The following is a 16,212-nucleotide window of genomic DNA, read 5'->3' on the forward strand; positions in this document are numbered from 1 at the left end:
TTACCAGCCACCAGAAGCACCTCCGCCTCCAAAGCTTCCGCCTCCAAAGCCTCCACCAAAACCACCTCCGCCAAAGCTTCCACCTCCAGAGTTGCCACCAAAGCCTCCAAATCCGCCAGACGATGAACCTTTAGAATAGCTACCACGTCCCATATTGCTTAAAATAATGGCTTCTAATAAGCTTCTGCTATCTGAGTGGTTCCCTCCATTGCCACCACTTCCGCCACCACGACTTTTGGAAATTGCTATGATAAATATTACAAAAATGATGAATAGAAAAAAGAGGACTTCAAAAGGGAATTCATTTTCTGTTTGTCTTGTGCCTTTATATTCGCCAGTCATCACTTCAAAAATGACGTCAGTAGCACGGTTTAATCCGCCGTAATAATCATTTTTTTTAAAGTAAGGAATAATATCATTATTTATAATGCGCTTACTTAAAGCATCTGTAAGTAAATGCTCAACACCTTTACCTGTACTAATGTTTATTTTTCGATCGTTTCTTGCTAAAAGAATAAAAATACCATTGTCCTTGTCTGCTTGTCCAATTCCCCATTTTTCACCCCATTGTGCGCCTAAATAATTGATATATTCACCATTGGTTGAACCAATAATAGCAATAACAATTTGCGTTGAGGTAGAGTCAGAATAGCGTATTAGTTTTTGTTCTAAACTGTTTTTTTCTGATGCCGATAATAAATTAATATCATCATCGTAAACACTAGTTTGAAATTTAGGTTTTTCAGGAATATTATATTGTGCTAGTCCTATTAGTGGGCTAGTTAAAAGTAGTAGCACTAAAACCTTAAATGCTATGTGTTTGATGTTTTGCATTATCCTTTTGAGATTGTATTGTCCAGCTCGTTTTTATCGTTATGATCCCAGGGGAAATGTTGCGACAATGCTTTTCCTGCTTCTCTAACGCCATCAATTATACCTTGCTTAAAGTTTCCTGATTTAAATTGAGTCGCAATTTTATCACGTGTAGAATTCCAAAAATTTGCACCTACAATATTGTTTATGCCTTGGTCTCCAAAAATGACAAATGATTTATTATCTACGGCAACATAGATGAGCACACCATTTCGTTGGGCAGTATTATCCATTTTTAAAAAATGGAAAACCTCTAAAGCATGCTCGTAGACATCACTGTCACATTTCTGTTCTATATGCACTCGGATTTCACCAGAAGTATCACATTCAGCAATTCTAATCGCTTCAACAATTTCCGCTTCTTCGTTAGAAGTAAGGAACTGTTCAATATTTGGCATAATTAAATTTTATTTAAAGTCGAAATCAACATCTGGTGCATTTTCACTTCCAGCATCTGCTTTATATCTAGGCATTTCTTCAAAACCAAACCAACCAGCTAATACCGATCCTGGGAATTTTGAAGTATGTATGTCATAAATATTTACTTTTTCGTTGTAGCGATCTCTAGCGATATTAATTCGGTTTTCAGTGCCTTCTAGTTGACTTTGAAGCTCTAAGAAATTTTGATTCGCTTTTAATTCAGGATAACGCTCCACAGACACTAATAATTTTGATAATGCTCCACTTAAGCCACTTTGCGCTTGTTGAAATTGTGCCATGTTATCAGCTGTTAAATTGCTTGCATCAATTGTTGTTGACGTTGCTTTTGCTCTAGCTTCAATTACAGCTGTTAAAGTTGATTTTTCAAAATCAGCCGCTCCTTGTACTGTTTTAACTAAGTTACCTATAAGGTCATTTCGTCTTTGGTAAGAACTTTCAACATTAGACCAGGCTGTTTTAGCATTAGCTTCATATTCTACAGCAGTATTATTAAACCCTACAGCCCATTGATAAATTGCAAACGCTAATAGTGCAATAATAATAACTGGAATTAGCCATTTTTTCATAATAGTTTAGTTTTAAAGTTGTGTTTTAATTTTGTTAAGTTGTGCTTTTATGCTTTCGAGTTTTTCGATAATTTCAAATTTCTCTAAAGCTTGTTTTTTTTCTTCTTTAAGATGTGTTTTTGCACCTTCAAGTGTAAAGCCTCTTTCTTTTACTAAATGGTAAATAAACTTGAGGTTTTTAATATCTTCAGGAGTAAATTTACGGTTGCCTTTTGCGTTTTTTTTCGGTTTTAAAACATCAAATTCTTTTTCCCAAAAACGAATTAGAGAAGCATTTACTTTAAAGGCCTTGGCAACTTCGCCAATACCGTAATAACGTTTTTCTGGTAAGTCTATATGCATCTTAATCGAGAGATTGGTTTTCTAATGAAGCTTTTTTCAGCAGTATATCGTATTCTTCGGCAGATAAGTTACCATAATAAAAATTGATAGGATTTATACGTTCCCCATCTTTAAAAATTTCATAGTGTAAATGTGGTGCTTCAGAACGCCCTGTACTTCCAACATAGCCAATTAAATCGCCACGTTTTACACGTTGATTTACTTTAACATTGTATTTGTATAAGTGCGCATACAAGGAAACATAGCCATAGCCATGATCTATTCGTATGTGGTTACCATAACCTGTAGAGGCATTATCAGCACGTTTTACAACACCGTCACCAGAGGCATAAATAGGAGTGCCACGTGGTGCTGTAAAATCCATGCCAAAATGGAATTTTCTAACCTTGGTAAATGGATCGGTTCTGTAGCCATATCCAGAAGCCATACGTGTCATGTTTTCATTACTTATAGGTTGAATTGCAGGTATAGCCTCTAAAAATTTTTCTTTGTCTTCTGCCAGTTTTGCAATTTCATCTAAGGATTTGGATTGTACAACGATTGCCTTTTCTAAAATATCCATTCGCTTATTGCTTTCTGCAATTAATTGCGAATTGTTATAACCTTCATATTTTTTATAACGGTTAATGCCTCCAAATCCTGCTCTACGTTGTTCTGTAGGTATGGGGTTGGCTTCAAAATAGAGTCTGTAAATGGCATTATCGCGCTCTTCTACATTTTCTAAAGCAGCTATAGCATCGTCCATACGTTTGTTAATTAACTCGTATTGCAGTTCCATGTTTTGTAACTCTCTTGCTAACTGTCGTTCTTTAGGAGATTCAATATATTGACTTGCAATAAAAAATGCTAGAAACCCAAAAAGAGCAGCAGCAGTTAAAAACACTGAAGCGTATTTTATAGTGGTAGCTTTTTTCCGCTTTATTTTACGGTAAGAAAGCGTTTCAGAATCATAATAATATTTTACTTTAGCCATGTTTGAATTTATGCTATTTTTGCAGCTAATAAGCACATAAAGCAAGCATCTTATATTAGCGTAACGTTCAAACCTACAAAAATAATATTACATTGTATTTTATTGTGAATATTTTGTAGGTTCACAAACACCAAAATTTAAAATAAAAAATTGGTGAGTAAAGATAAAAAAATGTTTTGCATTTGTACTAATTTAATAAAGCAAGCTCTAATTTTTATATATGAAGTCTCAAGATATACGATCTAAATTTTTAAATTTCTTTGAAGGAAAACAACACCTTGTCGTTCCTTCTGCACCAATGGTATTAAAGGAAGATCCAACTTTAATGTTTGTGAATGCTGGTATGGTACCTTTTAAAGAATACTTTTTAGGGAATACTGAACCGAAGAAAAATAGGATTACAGATTCTCAAAAATGTTTGCGTGTTTCTGGTAAACATAATGATTTGGAAGAAGTTGGTTACGATACCTATCATCATACATTGTTTGAAATGTTGGGTAATTGGAGTTTTGGTGATTACTTTAAAAAAGAAGCCATTGCTTGGGCTTGGGAGTTGCTAACTGAAGTTTATGGTATTGATAAAGACATACTTTATGTTACTGTTTTTGAGGGTAGTGATGACGCTGATAAGCTTAAAATGGACACGGAAGCTTACGATATTTGGAAGCAATATATTTCTGAAGACCGAATTCTAAAAGGTAATAAGAAAGACAATTTTTGGGAAATGGGAGACCAAGGACCTTGTGGGCCTTGTAGTGAAATCCATGTAGACATTAGATCTGCTGAAGAAAAAGCAAAGGTGGATGGAAAGACTTTAATAAACATGGATCATCCACATGTGGTTGAAGTATGGAATTTGGTTTTTATGGAATACAACCGAAAAGCAAATGGTGAGTTAGAGGTGTTGCCAAATAAGCATATAGATACAGGAATGGGGTTTGAACGTTTGTGTATGGTATTGCAAGGTGTGCAATCTAATTATGATACGGATGTTTTTACACCAATTATTAGAGAGGTTGAGGCTATTACAAATAAAGACTATAATAAGAATGAAGAGGTTGATGTTGCTATTCGTGTTATTTCAGACCATGTAAGAGCTGTTGCCTTTTCTATAGCAGATGGACAATTACCAAGTAATACAGGTGCTGGCTATGTTATTCGTAGAATTTTACGAAGAGCTGTACGTTATGGTTTTACATTTTTAGATAAAAAGGAACCTTTTATATATCGTTTAGTAGATGTGCTGAGCAAAAAAATGGGAGATGCATTTCCAGAATTGCGAGCACAAAAAGTATTAATTGAAAATGTAATTAAAGAAGAAGAAGCCTCTTTTTTAAGAACATTAGATCAAGGTTTAGTATTGCTTAATCGTATAGTTGAAGAAACAAAAGGTGATACCGTTTCTGGTGAAAAAGCTTTTGAATTGTATGATACTTACGGTTTTCCTATTGATTTGACAGCTTTAATTCTATCCGAAAAGGATTTGAAATTAGACGAAAAAGGGTTTAATGAAGAACTGCAAAAGCAAAAAGACAGATCACGATCTGCTAGTGAAACATCTACTGAAGATTGGACGATTTTATTTGAAGACGACGTACAAGAATTTATAGGTTATGATGCTTTAGAAGCCAATGTAAAAATTGCTAGATACCGAAAAGTAACCTCTAAAAAAGATGGAGAAATGTATCAGTTAGTTTTCAATTTAACACCATTTTATCCTGAAGGAGGTGGGCAAGTTGGAGACAAAGGCGTGTTACAAGATGTGCATGGAGATGTGGTTTATATCGTAGATACAAAAAAAGAGAATAATGTTATTATTCATTTGTGTAAAAACTTACCAAAGCATATAAACGAAAACTTTAAAGCTGTTGTAAGTAGTGAGCACAGAGCATTGTCGTCTAGTAATCATACAGCAACACATTTATTACATCAGGCTTTAAGAGCTATTTTAGGAGAGCATGTAGAGCAAAAAGGCTCTTTGGTAAAACCAAAATCATTACGTTTTGACTTTTCTCATTTTTCAAAAGTAACACCAGAGCAACTACAAGAAATAGAAGATTTTGTAAATGCCAGAATTGAAGGTAAATTACCTTTAGAAGAACAACGTAATATCCCAATGGAAAAAGCGCTTGAAGAAGGAGCTATGGCATTATTTGGTGAAAAATATGGAGATACGGTGAGAACGATTCGTTTTGGAAAGTCAATGGAATTATGTGGCGGAATTCATGTGAAAAACACGTCTGATATTTGGCATTTTAAAATTGTGTCTGAAGGCGCAGTTGCGGCAGGAATACGACGCATTGAAGCCATTACAAATAAAGCCGTTAGAGATTATTTTTCTGAGAATAATACAGCATACCTTGAAATGAAAGGCATGCTAAATAATGCTAAAGAACCTGTAAAAGCATTAGAAAATCTTCAACATGAAAATAATGATTTAAAAAAGCAAATTGAAGTACTATTAAAAGATAAAGCCAAAAATATTAAAGGTGAATTAAAAAACGAATTAACCGAAATTAATGGAATTCAGTTTTTAGCTAAAAAACTGGATTTAGATGCTTCTGGTATAAAAGATGTTTGTTTTGAATTGGGAAGTCAGTTTGAAAATTTATTCTTGTTATTTGGAGCAGAAAATGATGGAAAGGCAATTTTGTCTTGTTATATCTCTAAGGAATTAGTGGCAAGTAAAGGTTTAAATGCTGGTACAATTGTTAGAGAATTAGGTAAACATATCCAAGGTGGAGGTGGAGGACAGCCGTTCTTTGCAACTGCTGGTGGTAAAAATCCTGATGGGATTACAGCTGCTCTGGAGGCTGCTAAGGTATATTTAGTGTAAAAAATATTTCTCGCAAAGACACAGAGGCGCAAAGAAAATAAGGAATTGTATTTATTGATAGGAGTGAGATTTTGCGTCTTAGTGACTTTGCGTGAGCATATAAAGTCAAAAAGTATTTCGGGAGAAGACTGTCTGGCGTAATTAAAAAAAGTTATATTGAGTTCATGTAAATCTTTGCGTCTCTGCGGTTTTGCGAGAAAATGTATATAGAATGACTGAAAACGATATATATAGAATTATAGTCGATGTTTGTTACCACATTCATGTTGAACTTGGTCCAGGTTTATTAGAATCTATTTATGAAGAAATTTTATATCAGGAATAAAAAAATGAAGGTTTTAAGGTTGATCGACAAAAACCTTTTCCTGTAACTTGGAGAGGAACGCAGTTAGATTTAAATTATAGAACCGATTTAATAGTTGAGAATAAAGTTATTATAGAGGTTAAATCTGTTCAAGAAATTCATCCTGTTCATCCAAGCAATTATTAACATACTTGAAACTTTCAGGAATAAAGTTAGGCTTATTGATTAATTTTAATAGTCCATTAATTAAGTCAGGTATAACGAGAATAGTTAACAATTTATAGGTTATGCGTTCAGAAAAATCTTTGCGACTCTGCGCCTTTGCGAGAAAAATATGAATCTACTAACAAAAATACCACTAAAACCACAGCAGCATCATCAATTAGATTACAACTCTAAGATTATGCTGTTTGGCTCATGCTTTTCAGAGAATATAGGTGAGACGTTTAACTATTATAAGTTTCAAACTACAGTTAATCCTTTCGGAATATTATTTCATCCTTTAGCAATTGAAAACCTCATAACTAAGGCAATTAATAAGGATTATTACTCTAAAGAAGATTTAGAGTTTCACAATGAGCAGTGGTGTTGCTTAGAGGTACATTCAAAGTTAAGTACAACTTCAAGTGCTGCGTTATTAGAGGTTTTAAATAGACAAATTGAAAAGGCACACAATGATTTGCTTAACGCAAGTCATATTATAATTACTTTAGGAACAAGTTGGGTGTATAGACATATTGCTTCTGATAAAATCGTAGCCAATTGCCATAAAATTCCACAAAAACAATTTTTAAAAGAACTACTTTCTGTAGCTCAAATAACGGAGTCTCTAGAGGCTATTTTTAGCTTGGTAAAAAGTGTTAATCCTAATATTACATTTCTTTTTACCGTGTCTCCCGTTAGGCATATTAAAGATGGTTTTATTGAAAATACGCGTAGTAAATCACATTTGTTAGCGGCAATCCATCAGGTTATAGAACCTAGAGCGCAACGTTATTATTTTCCTTCTTATGAAATTATGATGGATGAATTACGAGATTATCGTTTCTATAATTCAGATATGCTTCATCCAAATGAGGTGGCGATAAATTATATTTGGGAAAAATTTAAAACAGTTTGGTTAACTGAAGATGCATTAAAAGTTTTAGAAACCGTTGCCGCTATTCAAGCTAAAAAAGCACATCGTCCCTTTAATCCAAATTCTGATGCACATCAAGCTTTTCTTTCAAAACTTCAATTAGAAATTGAGAATTTGCACAAGCAATTTCCTCATATTTCATTTTAATATATCATTAGCTTAAAACGACAGTTTTCTTAAATATACGCAATTCGTCGTATGGTTTGGCTTTGTCTTATTGTGCAAATTTGTCTCATTATTAACCAATAAATTAATTCACAATGAGAAAATTAAACCAAATCATGTTACTTTTAATGACAGTTTTATTAGTAACATTCACATCATGTTCTAAAGATGACGATGGAGGAAGTGGAGGAAATGCTCCTTCTGGAACTTTAGTTGCCAAAGTAGATGGTACAAATTATGAGTCAATGGAAATCTCTTCTTCTGCTACTGTTGCAAACAATCCTTCTGGTCAAAGTCTTATTATCATAGCCTCAAATAGCGATGGTAACGCCTTTTCATTTACAATTTTTGGCTACGATGGTGTGGGAACATATAATTTTGATGGTTCTATTAGTACAGGTGTTAATGTGGCATCTTACTCTGAAACAGAAGTAGATTTAAATAACCCTGTAAATTCTGTTACTGAAATGTGGCAGGCTCCATACGAGAATCTATCTGTTGGTTCTATTAGTATTTCTGAAGAAACGGATACTAAAATAATTGGAACTTTTGAGTTTGATTGTAAAAATGTAGGAGGCGATCAATCTATAAAAAATATTACGGATGGTTCGTTTAACCTAAGTAAACAAATCAATTAAGATTTCTAATATGAAAAAACGACGTAACCACATAAGTCATCTAGTTTGGGTTGCTTTAGTCTTTTTATTGCAGCCAATATATGGACAGCAAAATGTAGAACCAGAACAGCGCTATGAGTTGGATGCTAAAATCAATGAAATGACACTGACAATTGGAGGTGTTTTAGTAGTGGCGACTAATGATGGTCTTATAGGTATAAAACCTACTGAAGATAAGCCTGTTTTTACGTTTAATAATTTTGGAAGATTAAAACCAGAAGAAACAGAATTTATTCCAGGTTCACCTTACGTCATAGTTTCTCAAGGTGCTGGATCTAAATTGGCTGGTATTGCTAAAACAAAACGTGCAGTTATAGATTATGTTAGAGGCCGTGTTATTTTCAATTCGGAAGACGATAAATGGAATCAAGTCTATACCTGCAATGTCATTTTACCGCAGAACAAACTAATAATTAGTGGTATTCAAAAAGTGGGAGATAAATTTGAAAAGATGACTCCCAAAGTAGCCGTTTACGATTTATCAATTTCTAGTTTAGATTATAGTTTCTTTTTAGATAAACCAGGGCGCGTAGGAGTCGCAAAAGATTTTAGTGTAACCGGAACACCACTTCTGTTAAAAGAGTTTTTAATTATTCCAACCGCACAAGGTTTAATTGCCAAATCACATGATGGAAAGGAATTATGGACCACTAAAATAAAAAATGTGAGTAAGATGATAGCTGATGCTTCTGAAAACGAAATTTATGGTTTTGAGGCCGTTAATTCGGGAAAAAACACTCGAATTCATAAAATTGATAAAAATGGTAAAGCTTTATGGCAAGACGATAGAAAAATAAAAGGTAAGATATCTAAATTTGAAATTTTACCTCAAGGGTTAGCTGTAGTGAGCAATAAGAGCAGTGGAGGAGATACAAGTGTATTTGCAACTAAAGATGAATCTGTAATTGCTTTTTTAAGTGCAACTTCGGGTGAAGATCTGTGGGAAAAGGCACCTAAGACCAAAGGCTATGTGCAGCATTTTTATGTTATGGAAGATGGTATTTTATTCGGAATTCAATCTGGAGGAATTAATAAAATTTCGTTCGATGGTAAACCACTATTTAAAAAACCGTTAAAAACAGGAGAAAATATCTTAACCATGGCGCATTCGCCTCAAGGCCTAATATATATTACTAGTGAGGATGCTAATATTGTAAATTTAGATACTGGTGAATCGGTATGGGAAAAACCATTAAAATATAAAAACTCTGTTTCGGTTGCTTCTACTTTTGATGCTGGAAATAACCGCTATTTAATAGCGGCAGCTAATGAAATTTACGCTATTGATGCTAATTCTGGAGATGTATCAGAATTGGCAAAAGTAAAGTTTGAAGAAAAAGAGACCGCAACTACACTTGGTATGCGTGGAGAAAATATCTTTTTAGCAGCCTCTCAGAACATGATGCTTTTAGACAAAGAAGGCAATGAACTATATCACAGTTATTATAAATCACCAGGAAAAAGTGGTTTTATGAAAGTCGTAGGCGGTGTGGTTGCAGCAGCATCTTTAGTCGCTACAGCTTCTACTTCATTAGCTGCAGGTGCTAATAATAGAGGTATTGGTGCCAATAATTTACGTAATTATAATGATTATGGTAAGGAAGCTAAACGTGCCTCAGAGATGTTTGCTTCTATTAGTGACGCATCTTTTAAAATGATGTCTGAGCGTTTTAAAGCTTCTTCCGCTACCGAAAATGCACAGTTTATTTTAACCAAAATAGACAAAAACGTTGGTTTGGTAAAAGTGAACAAGGATTCAGGAGAAGTGGTAACGGAAATCGTGCTAAATAATAAAAAGCCAGAATATAAGGTGGATGATTATGGTGGCTATTTGTTTTATAAAGCTTCTGATAAATCTATTCATACATATAATTTAAAATAATCAAAAACAGATATATGTATAGCAGATTAAGCGTAATGAAAAATTACGCTTAATCTTTTTATCAATTTGATTTATCGAAAAGAAAATTAGTTTCATGGTAATTAATATTACCTTTAACTAACACAGTATTAATTAAGATACTACAATGATATTTTAAATAGCGACAATATCGCGGATAGACTCTACTATATGAATAAAATTATAGGACTTTTTATTTTCGGCTTCTTTTCAAGTATTTTATGCGCTCAAAATTTAGACAGCTTATTAGTAGTAGCAAAAAATACATCTAATGATTCTGTTAAAATTAGAATGTATAATAAAATAGGCTTCGGCTATATTTTTAATGACTCAAAAAAAGCCATCCAAGTTATTAAAGAAGGTAAGCAGCTAGCGGAGGCTTCAAACTTTCAATTCGGATTAACAGAACTTACCAATACTCATGGCATTTATATGGATGTTATGGGAAAAACCGATTCTGCTAAATATTATTTTGAAAAAGCGCTAAAATTAAGTCATCAATATGGTTTTAAAACTATTGAAAACATGTGCCTCAATAACCTTGGTATGTTTAATTGGAACAGAGGTAACTATGATAATGCCTTAGACTACTTTTTTCAGTCCTTAAAAAAAGTGGATGATCTAAAAAATGAGCGCTCGTCTGCGACCCCATTAAATAATATCGGTCTTATTTACCAAGAGATGAACCTTAGTGAAAAGGCATTGGAATATCATAAAAAAGCATTAGTGGTTCGTGAAAAATATAACTTAGAGAACGACCAAATAGCCTCATTAAATAATATTGGTATCAATTTAAAAGACTTGGGTAGAGTAGATGAAGCTATTACTATATATAAGAAAGGTTTAGATTTAGCTAAACGTAAAAACAATTTACTTGATTATTATAGGATTTTAGACAATTTGGCAAATGCCTATAATACAAAAGGAAATATTAAATTGGCTTTAAAAACGTATTTGGCTGCTTTAGAAAGACCAGAGAACTACAATGCAGATGAGAAAAGGTTGGTGTCAAATTATAATAATATTGCAACTCTATATAACGAAACTGATGCTCCAAAACAGGCCCTAAAATATCTCAATAAAGGGTTGGCCTTAGTGGACAAGTATCCAGAAATTGAACTAATTGCGGCTGACCTTTATTTAACAAGTGCAGAAAGTCATTATATGCTCAATGATTTTGAAACCGCAAGAGCACATAAAATTAAATTTATCCGCTTAAAAGATTCGATCTTTTCGGAAACTAATGCCGAAAAAATTGCGGATTTAGAAATTAAATACGAAACGGAGAAAAAAGAAACAGAGTTACTATTGCATCGTGCAAAAATTGCGGAAAGTGACCTTGTCATTCAAAGACGAAACTACCAAATACTTGGACTTATAGGTTTGGCCATCGTATTAAGTGTTTTAGGATATTTCATTTATAATCAGCAAAAGTTAAAGAACAAACAACTTCAAAAAGAAAACGAATTAAAAAGTGCTTTAATAAAAATTGAAACACAGAATAAGCTACAAGAACAACGTTTAAGAATTAGTAGAGATTTACACGATAATATTGGTGCTCAACTTACTTTTATAATTTCGTCTATAGATAATTTGAAATATGCATTTAAAATTAAAGACGAAAAATTAACGGCAAAGCTTGATACCATTAATGACTTTGCGTCTAGTACAATTTATGAGCTTAGAGACACAATTTGGGCCATGAATAAAAGCGAAATTACATTTGAAGATTTAGAAATCAGAATTTCAAATTTTATAGAAAAAGCCAATCTAGCAGCACAAAATATAACGTTTCAATTTAATGTAGATAGAACAATTAATAATGCTACTGTTTTTACTTCAGTAGAAGGCATGAATATTTATAGAATAACACAAGAAGCCATACACAATACCTTAAAATATGCAGAAGCATCTCATATTAACGTAGAAATATATGAGGTTAATAACCATATCAGAGTTTTGATAAAAGATGATGGAAAAGGATTTGATATAACCCATACAGTCTTAGGCAATGGGCTTAGAAATATGAAAAAACGTGCTCATGATCTTGGAGGAAATTTGAGTATAGAGTCTGCGCCGGATGAAGGTACATCGATTACGCTTTTTCTCTAATTAAGAATAAACTGTTTACCTTTTTTATTAATGAATGATATTAAACCTATGAAAATAAAAATTGCTATAGTAGATGATAATACGTTTCTAATAAAAGCGGTAGAAGAGAAGCTGTCCTTCTTTGAAGATTTAGAAGTGAAATTTAGTGCCATAAATGGCGCTGATGCTTTAGAGAGATTAGAGAATAATCATAATCTCGATTTAATCTTGATGGATATAGAAATGCCAATAATGAATGGTATTGAAGCTACTGAAAAAGTAAAGCAAAAATATCCACACGTTAAAATTATAATGCTTACTGTTTTTGATAATGACGAGAATATTTTTAACGCCATAAAAGCAGGTGCCGATGGGTATTTACTAAAAGAAATTAATGCTGGTGATTTACATTCAGGGATCCTAGAAACCTTAAATGGTGGAGCTGCAATGAATCCATCAATTGCACTAAAAACCTTAAAATTATTGCGAAACCCGTTTGTTGCAGAAGATAAGAAAGCTATAGAAACTATAAAGTTAACAGACCGTGAAGTCGATGTTTTAGAACAATTGAGCAAGGGGTTGAGCTACAATGCCATTGCGGATAATCTTATACTTTCTACAGGAACAATTAGAAAACATATTGAGCATATCTACAGAAAATTACAAGTGCACAATAAACTCGAAGCGGTTCAAAAAGCGAGACGGAATAATCTTATTTAGTAGGTTTAAAACTTTATGAGAAGGTTGAGTTTGTCTAAATGTTAATAATGATAGGAAAAATAGTACTACATTCGTAATCTAAAAAAACAAACATGAAAAAACTAATTTTTATTTTTTGCGCCTTTGGCTTAACATTTAACTCGTGTTCAAGCGATGATTCTACTGATGATACTGGAGATCCAGATACTGTTTTGTTGAAATCAACTACTGAAACTTATGAAGATGGCGTTTTTGTAACTAATTATACCTATTCTGATAATAAGTTAGTTGGTATCTCTTATTCTGGTGGAGACAATGAAGTTTTTAACTATACCAATAATCTTTTAACTTCTATTAAAGAATATATAGATGGTGAATTAGATACGGAAATAGAATTAGAATACGATAGTAATAATCGTTTAGTTACTGAGACTTACATGTATGATTTTGGTCCTGGAGAGGTTAATACCTATACTTATAACGCTGATGGTACTGTTACTATGCTTGAAGCTGGAGTGAACACGTATATATATACCTACGATACCCTAGGTAACCGTATTGAAGAGGAGGATGTTAATGGAAATCAAGACTATGTTTATACTTATGATACTAAGAATAACCCTTTTAAAAACATTCATCAAAGTGAAGTTTTTGAATTAATGGGACACAGTACTTATAAAAATAATGTGCTAACATACGTTAATACTAGTGGAGTATCATCTGATATTTCTGATGCATATACCAGCTCATATTCTTATAATAATGCAGATTACCCAACAAGTAGTACTATTACATATGTACCAGGTACAGATTATGAAGAAGATATTTTTGTAGAATTGTCGTACTATTAATAGAATAGATAAATTTTAAAAATAAAAAAACTCAAATCTTATAGGTTTGAGTTTTTTTATGCGATAAGGCTTTTTTAGTTAATTTAAAATTTGACTCACTACTCTAAAAAGTATTGAAGTAGGTGCAATTATTAAGCTTATAATGAAGATATATTTTCCGTGTGTTCTATCACTCTCAGCATAGGAATAAACTTTTTGACCGTTTGGTAAGGTCTTTTTAGATGTCCACAAAAAATAACCTATTATTAATCCTAAAAAACCACCTAAAAGCATAAAAAAGTAACCCGCAATAATCCAAAGTTTTTGGTTTCCTTCAGGTTTTGCTAATTGTTTTAATCGTTCCTCTTTTAAAGAATTGAGTAAATCTTTATCTATAGATTTTCCTCTTTGTATTAATATTTTTTGGGCAAGTGTATAGTCAAAGGCATTCCATTCATCAGATTTTAATAAAATCTCATAAAGCTCTTTGTTTGTAAAATCAAATAAGTAATAATTTTTATCAATGTTTTCAATTAAATCTTCTGCATCTTTTTCGAGAAGAAGTTCCGCTTTTTTAAAGTCCGTTTGTTTAATTCTAACTTCAATTTCGTTTTGTAAAGTATTTCCAGAGAAGGTAACATCAACAGGTGGCACATTGTCACCAAGAACGGTTTCAATACCATTGTTGTTTAGTAATGTTTTTAGTTCTGTAGCCTGTTCTAAACTTGGGAATTTTCTAAATATAGAGTAATCGTCTTCCATTTATAATAGATTTGTGACATTGGTTATGATAAAATTCAATTTACTTATCATCAACTCTAACACTATCTGGAACTAAAACGGTATAGTCACCATTATTTCTAATAACATCTCTTACAATAGAAGATGAAATAAAAGATGTTCGAGCAGCTGTTAATAAAAATACGGTTTCAATTTTTGATAATTTTCTATTGGTATGTGCTATGGCTTTTTCAAATTCAAAATCAGCAGGATTCCTTAAACCTCTTAAGATAAATTGTGCATCAATGTCTTTACAGAAATCGATAGTTAAGCCTTTGTAGGTTACCACTTTTACTTTAGGTTCGTTTTTAAATGTTTCTTCTATAAAAGCTTTTCGTTCTTCTAAAGAGAACATATATTTTTTTTCAGCATTGATACCAATAGCCACAACCACTTCGTCAAAAAGTTTAATGCCACGCATTATAATATCGTAGTGACCGTTTGTTATGGGATCAAATGACCCAGGAAATAGTGCTCTTTTCATTGACTAATTTTTGTTTTTTCCACAGAATAGGAAAACGTATTAATTTCAAATATAACTATTAATTTTTCAAGGCTTCTTCAATAGCATTGCTAAACAAATCTTGTAAACTTATTCCAGCTTCGGCGGCTTGTTGAGGTAAAATACTTTCCTTAGTTAAACCTGGAACTGTGTTTACTTCTAGTAAATAAGGCTCATTATTTTTAGCGATAAATTCACTTCGTGAAAAACCTTTCATTCCAAGGATTTCATATATTTTTTTTGCTTCTGTTCTCACTTTGGTTGCGTAATCTTCAGAAATTCGAGCTGGAGTAATTTCTTGTGATTTTCCTTCGTATTTAGCTTCGTAATCAAAGAAATCATTTTCAGAGATGATTTCTGTAATTGGTAAAACAAGCGTTTCGCCTTTATAAGAGATGACACCAACAGAAACTTCGACACCATCTAAAAACTGTTCGATTATAATTTCATTGTCTTCTTTAAAAGAATTGTCTATTGCAGCTTGTAAATCTTCTTTTTTATAGACTTTAGATATTCCAAAACTGCTTCCAGCTTTATTTGCTTTTACAAAACACGGTAAGCCTACTTTGGCAATAATGGCATCTTCATCTACTACATCTCCAAGATTAAGAGGGTAACTCTCAGCGGTTTTAATACCATAAGGTTTTAAGGTGGCTAGTAAATCACGTTTGTTAAAAGTCAGCGCAGCTTGGTACATACTACAACTAGTTTGGGGTAGATTTAGCAATTCAAAGTAGGCTTGCATAAATCCATCTTCGCCAGGAGACCCATGAATGGCATTAAAAACGCAATCAAAAGTTATTGTAGTTTCATTTACTAATACCGAAAAATTGTTTTTGTCTATTAAGAATTCTTCTTCCATATCATTAACAAAAACCCATTTGTCTTTAAAAATATGAATGCGATAAGCATTATATTTTTCTTTGTCTAACGTGTTGTAAACCACGTTGCCACTTTTAAGGGAGATCTTATATTCACTAGAATAACCGCCCATTATAATTGCAATATTTTTCTTCATCTTTAACGCCCACAAAAGCGGGTATCTTTTAAGTTTAAAAAGCCATAGCGTAAAAGTATCATTTATTTTTAATAATC

The 16,212-nt window shown here is 32.6% G+C and carries 15 protein-coding genes and 1 pseudogene; 8 read left to right on the top strand and 8 right to left on the bottom strand.

Going from position 1 to position 16,212, the window contains the following annotated elements; translation table 11 throughout:
* The 5 genes from KO504_RS02135 to KO504_RS02155 are packed head-to-tail and all read right to left on the bottom strand — an operon-like array spanning position 1 to position 3,195.
* Positions 1-834 (bottom strand): TPM domain-containing protein, encoded by an 834-nt coding sequence (locus tag KO504_RS02135; protein WP_215924686.1) that lies wholly within the window; start codon positions 832-834, stop codon positions 1-3.
* Positions 834-1,271: a TPM domain-containing protein gene (locus tag KO504_RS02140; protein WP_215924687.1), complete on the bottom strand. Its 438-nt coding sequence runs from the start codon at positions 1,269-1,271 to the stop codon at positions 834-836. The genes KO504_RS02135 and KO504_RS02140 overlap by 1 nt, the downstream gene beginning before the upstream one ends.
* Before the next feature lie 9 nt (positions 1,272-1,280).
* A complete protein-coding gene (locus KO504_RS02145) occupies positions 1,281-1,880 on the bottom strand; it encodes a LemA family protein (RefSeq protein ID WP_215924688.1) in 600 nt (199 codons plus the stop codon).
* Between the two features lie 12 nt (positions 1,881-1,892).
* Positions 1,893-2,222: a MerR family transcriptional regulator gene (locus KO504_RS02150; RefSeq protein WP_215924689.1), complete on the bottom strand. Its 330-nt coding sequence runs from the start codon at positions 2,220-2,222 to the stop codon at positions 1,893-1,895.
* A 1-nt stretch (position 2,223) separates the two neighbouring features.
* Positions 2,224-3,195, bottom strand: a complete 972-nt coding sequence (locus KO504_RS02155; RefSeq protein ID WP_215924690.1) for a M23 family metallopeptidase — start codon at positions 3,193-3,195, stop codon at positions 2,224-2,226.
* Positions 3,196-3,415: 220 nt separating this feature from the next.
* On the opposite strand from KO504_RS02155, the gene alaS reads away from it, so the two are divergent.
* The 8 genes and pseudogenes from alaS (at position 3,416) to KO504_RS02195 (ending at position 13,856) form a co-directional block, all read left to right on the top strand.
* Positions 3,416-6,031: an alanine--tRNA ligase gene (gene alaS, locus KO504_RS02160; protein ID WP_215924691.1), complete on the top strand. Its 2,616-nt coding sequence runs from the start codon at positions 3,416-3,418 to the stop codon at positions 6,029-6,031.
* A 211-nt stretch (positions 6,032-6,242) separates the two neighbouring features.
* Positions 6,243-6,619, top strand: a pseudogene (locus KO504_RS02165) (GxxExxY protein).
* A 50-nt stretch (positions 6,620-6,669) separates the two neighbouring features.
* Entirely contained in the window at positions 6,670-7,620 is a 951-nt protein-coding gene (locus KO504_RS02170; protein WP_215924692.1) for a GSCFA domain-containing protein, read from the top strand.
* 113 nt (positions 7,621-7,733) lie between these two features.
* Positions 7,734-8,276: a DUF6252 family protein gene (locus KO504_RS02175; RefSeq protein ID WP_215924693.1), complete on the top strand. Its 543-nt coding sequence runs from the start codon at positions 7,734-7,736 to the stop codon at positions 8,274-8,276.
* Positions 8,277-8,286: 10 nt separating this feature from the next.
* Positions 8,287-10,197 carry an outer membrane protein assembly factor BamB family protein gene (locus KO504_RS02180; protein ID WP_215924694.1) on the top strand — a complete coding sequence of 637 codons (1,911 nt, stop codon included), beginning with the start codon at positions 8,287-8,289 and terminating at the stop codon, positions 10,195-10,197.
* Positions 10,198-10,386: 189 nt separating this feature from the next.
* Positions 10,387-12,327: a tetratricopeptide repeat-containing sensor histidine kinase gene (locus KO504_RS02185; RefSeq protein ID WP_215924695.1), complete on the top strand. Its 1,941-nt coding sequence runs from the start codon at positions 10,387-10,389 to the stop codon at positions 12,325-12,327.
* A gap of 48 nt (positions 12,328-12,375) precedes the next feature.
* Positions 12,376-13,026, top strand: coding sequence for a response regulator (locus KO504_RS02190; RefSeq protein ID WP_215924696.1), 651 nt, complete (start codon positions 12,376-12,378; stop codon positions 13,024-13,026).
* 92 nt (positions 13,027-13,118) lie between these two features.
* On the top strand, positions 13,119-13,856 hold the full coding sequence (locus KO504_RS02195) for a hypothetical protein (protein ID WP_215924697.1): 738 nt from the start codon (positions 13,119-13,121) through the stop codon (positions 13,854-13,856).
* 78 nt (positions 13,857-13,934) lie between these two features.
* Here KO504_RS02195 and KO504_RS02200 read toward each other — a convergent pair whose 3' ends face one another.
* The 3 genes from KO504_RS02200 to KO504_RS02210 are packed head-to-tail and all read right to left on the bottom strand — an operon-like array spanning position 13,935 to position 16,135.
* Entirely contained in the window at positions 13,935-14,597 is a 663-nt protein-coding gene (locus KO504_RS02200; protein ID WP_215924698.1) for a hypothetical protein, read from the bottom strand.
* Between the two features lie 40 nt (positions 14,598-14,637).
* Positions 14,638-15,099, bottom strand: a complete 462-nt coding sequence (gene coaD / locus KO504_RS02205; protein ID WP_215924699.1) for a pantetheine-phosphate adenylyltransferase — start codon at positions 15,097-15,099, stop codon at positions 14,638-14,640.
* A 58-nt stretch (positions 15,100-15,157) separates the two neighbouring features.
* Positions 15,158-16,135, bottom strand: coding sequence for a D-alanine--D-alanine ligase (locus KO504_RS02210; RefSeq protein WP_215924700.1), 978 nt, complete (start codon positions 16,133-16,135; stop codon positions 15,158-15,160).
* Positions 16,136-16,212 lie beyond the last annotated feature (77 nt).

It is taken from the genome of Winogradskyella psychrotolerans, from assembly GCF_018860565.1.
Lineage (GTDB): Bacteria > Bacteroidota > Bacteroidia > Flavobacteriales > Flavobacteriaceae > Winogradskyella > Winogradskyella damuponensis.

What these genes read in the sequence shown, in the direction of transcription:
- alaS (WP_215924691.1), top strand. Translation starts at nt 3,416, where the DNA reads ATGAAGTCTCAAGATATACGATCTAAATTTTTAAATTTCTTTGAAGGA.
- KO504_RS02180 (WP_215924694.1), top strand. Translation starts at nt 8,287, where the DNA reads ATGAAAAAACGACGTAACCACATAAGTCATCTAGTTTGGGTTGCTTTA.
- KO504_RS02200 (WP_215924698.1), bottom strand. Translation starts at nt 14,597, where the DNA reads ATGGAAGACGATTACTCTATATTTAGAAAATTCCCAAGTTTAGAACAG.
- KO504_RS02155 (WP_215924690.1), bottom strand. Translation starts at nt 3,195, where the DNA reads ATGGCTAAAGTAAAATATTATTATGATTCTGAAACGCTTTCTTACCGT.
- KO504_RS02195 (WP_215924697.1), top strand. Translation starts at nt 13,119, where the DNA reads ATGAAAAAACTAATTTTTATTTTTTGCGCCTTTGGCTTAACATTTAAC.
- KO504_RS02190 (WP_215924696.1), top strand. Translation starts at nt 12,376, where the DNA reads ATGAAAATAAAAATTGCTATAGTAGATGATAATACGTTTCTAATAAAA.
- KO504_RS02210 (WP_215924700.1), bottom strand. Translation starts at nt 16,135, where the DNA reads ATGAAGAAAAATATTGCAATTATAATGGGCGGTTATTCTAGTGAATAT.
- KO504_RS02170 (WP_215924692.1), top strand. Translation starts at nt 6,670, where the DNA reads ATGAATCTACTAACAAAAATACCACTAAAACCACAGCAGCATCATCAA.
- coaD (WP_215924699.1), bottom strand. Translation starts at nt 15,099, where the DNA reads ATGAAAAGAGCACTATTTCCTGGGTCATTTGATCCCATAACAAACGGT.
- KO504_RS02175 (WP_215924693.1), top strand. Translation starts at nt 7,734, where the DNA reads ATGAGAAAATTAAACCAAATCATGTTACTTTTAATGACAGTTTTATTA.
- KO504_RS02135 (WP_215924686.1), bottom strand. Translation starts at nt 834, where the DNA reads ATGCAAAACATCAAACACATAGCATTTAAGGTTTTAGTGCTACTACTT.
- KO504_RS02150 (WP_215924689.1), bottom strand. Translation starts at nt 2,222, where the DNA reads ATGCATATAGACTTACCAGAAAAACGTTATTACGGTATTGGCGAAGTT.
- KO504_RS02185 (WP_215924695.1), top strand. Translation starts at nt 10,387, where the DNA reads ATGAATAAAATTATAGGACTTTTTATTTTCGGCTTCTTTTCAAGTATT.
- KO504_RS02140 (WP_215924687.1), bottom strand. Translation starts at nt 1,271, where the DNA reads ATGCCAAATATTGAACAGTTCCTTACTTCTAACGAAGAAGCGGAAATT.
- KO504_RS02145 (WP_215924688.1), bottom strand. Translation starts at nt 1,880, where the DNA reads ATGAAAAAATGGCTAATTCCAGTTATTATTATTGCACTATTAGCGTTT.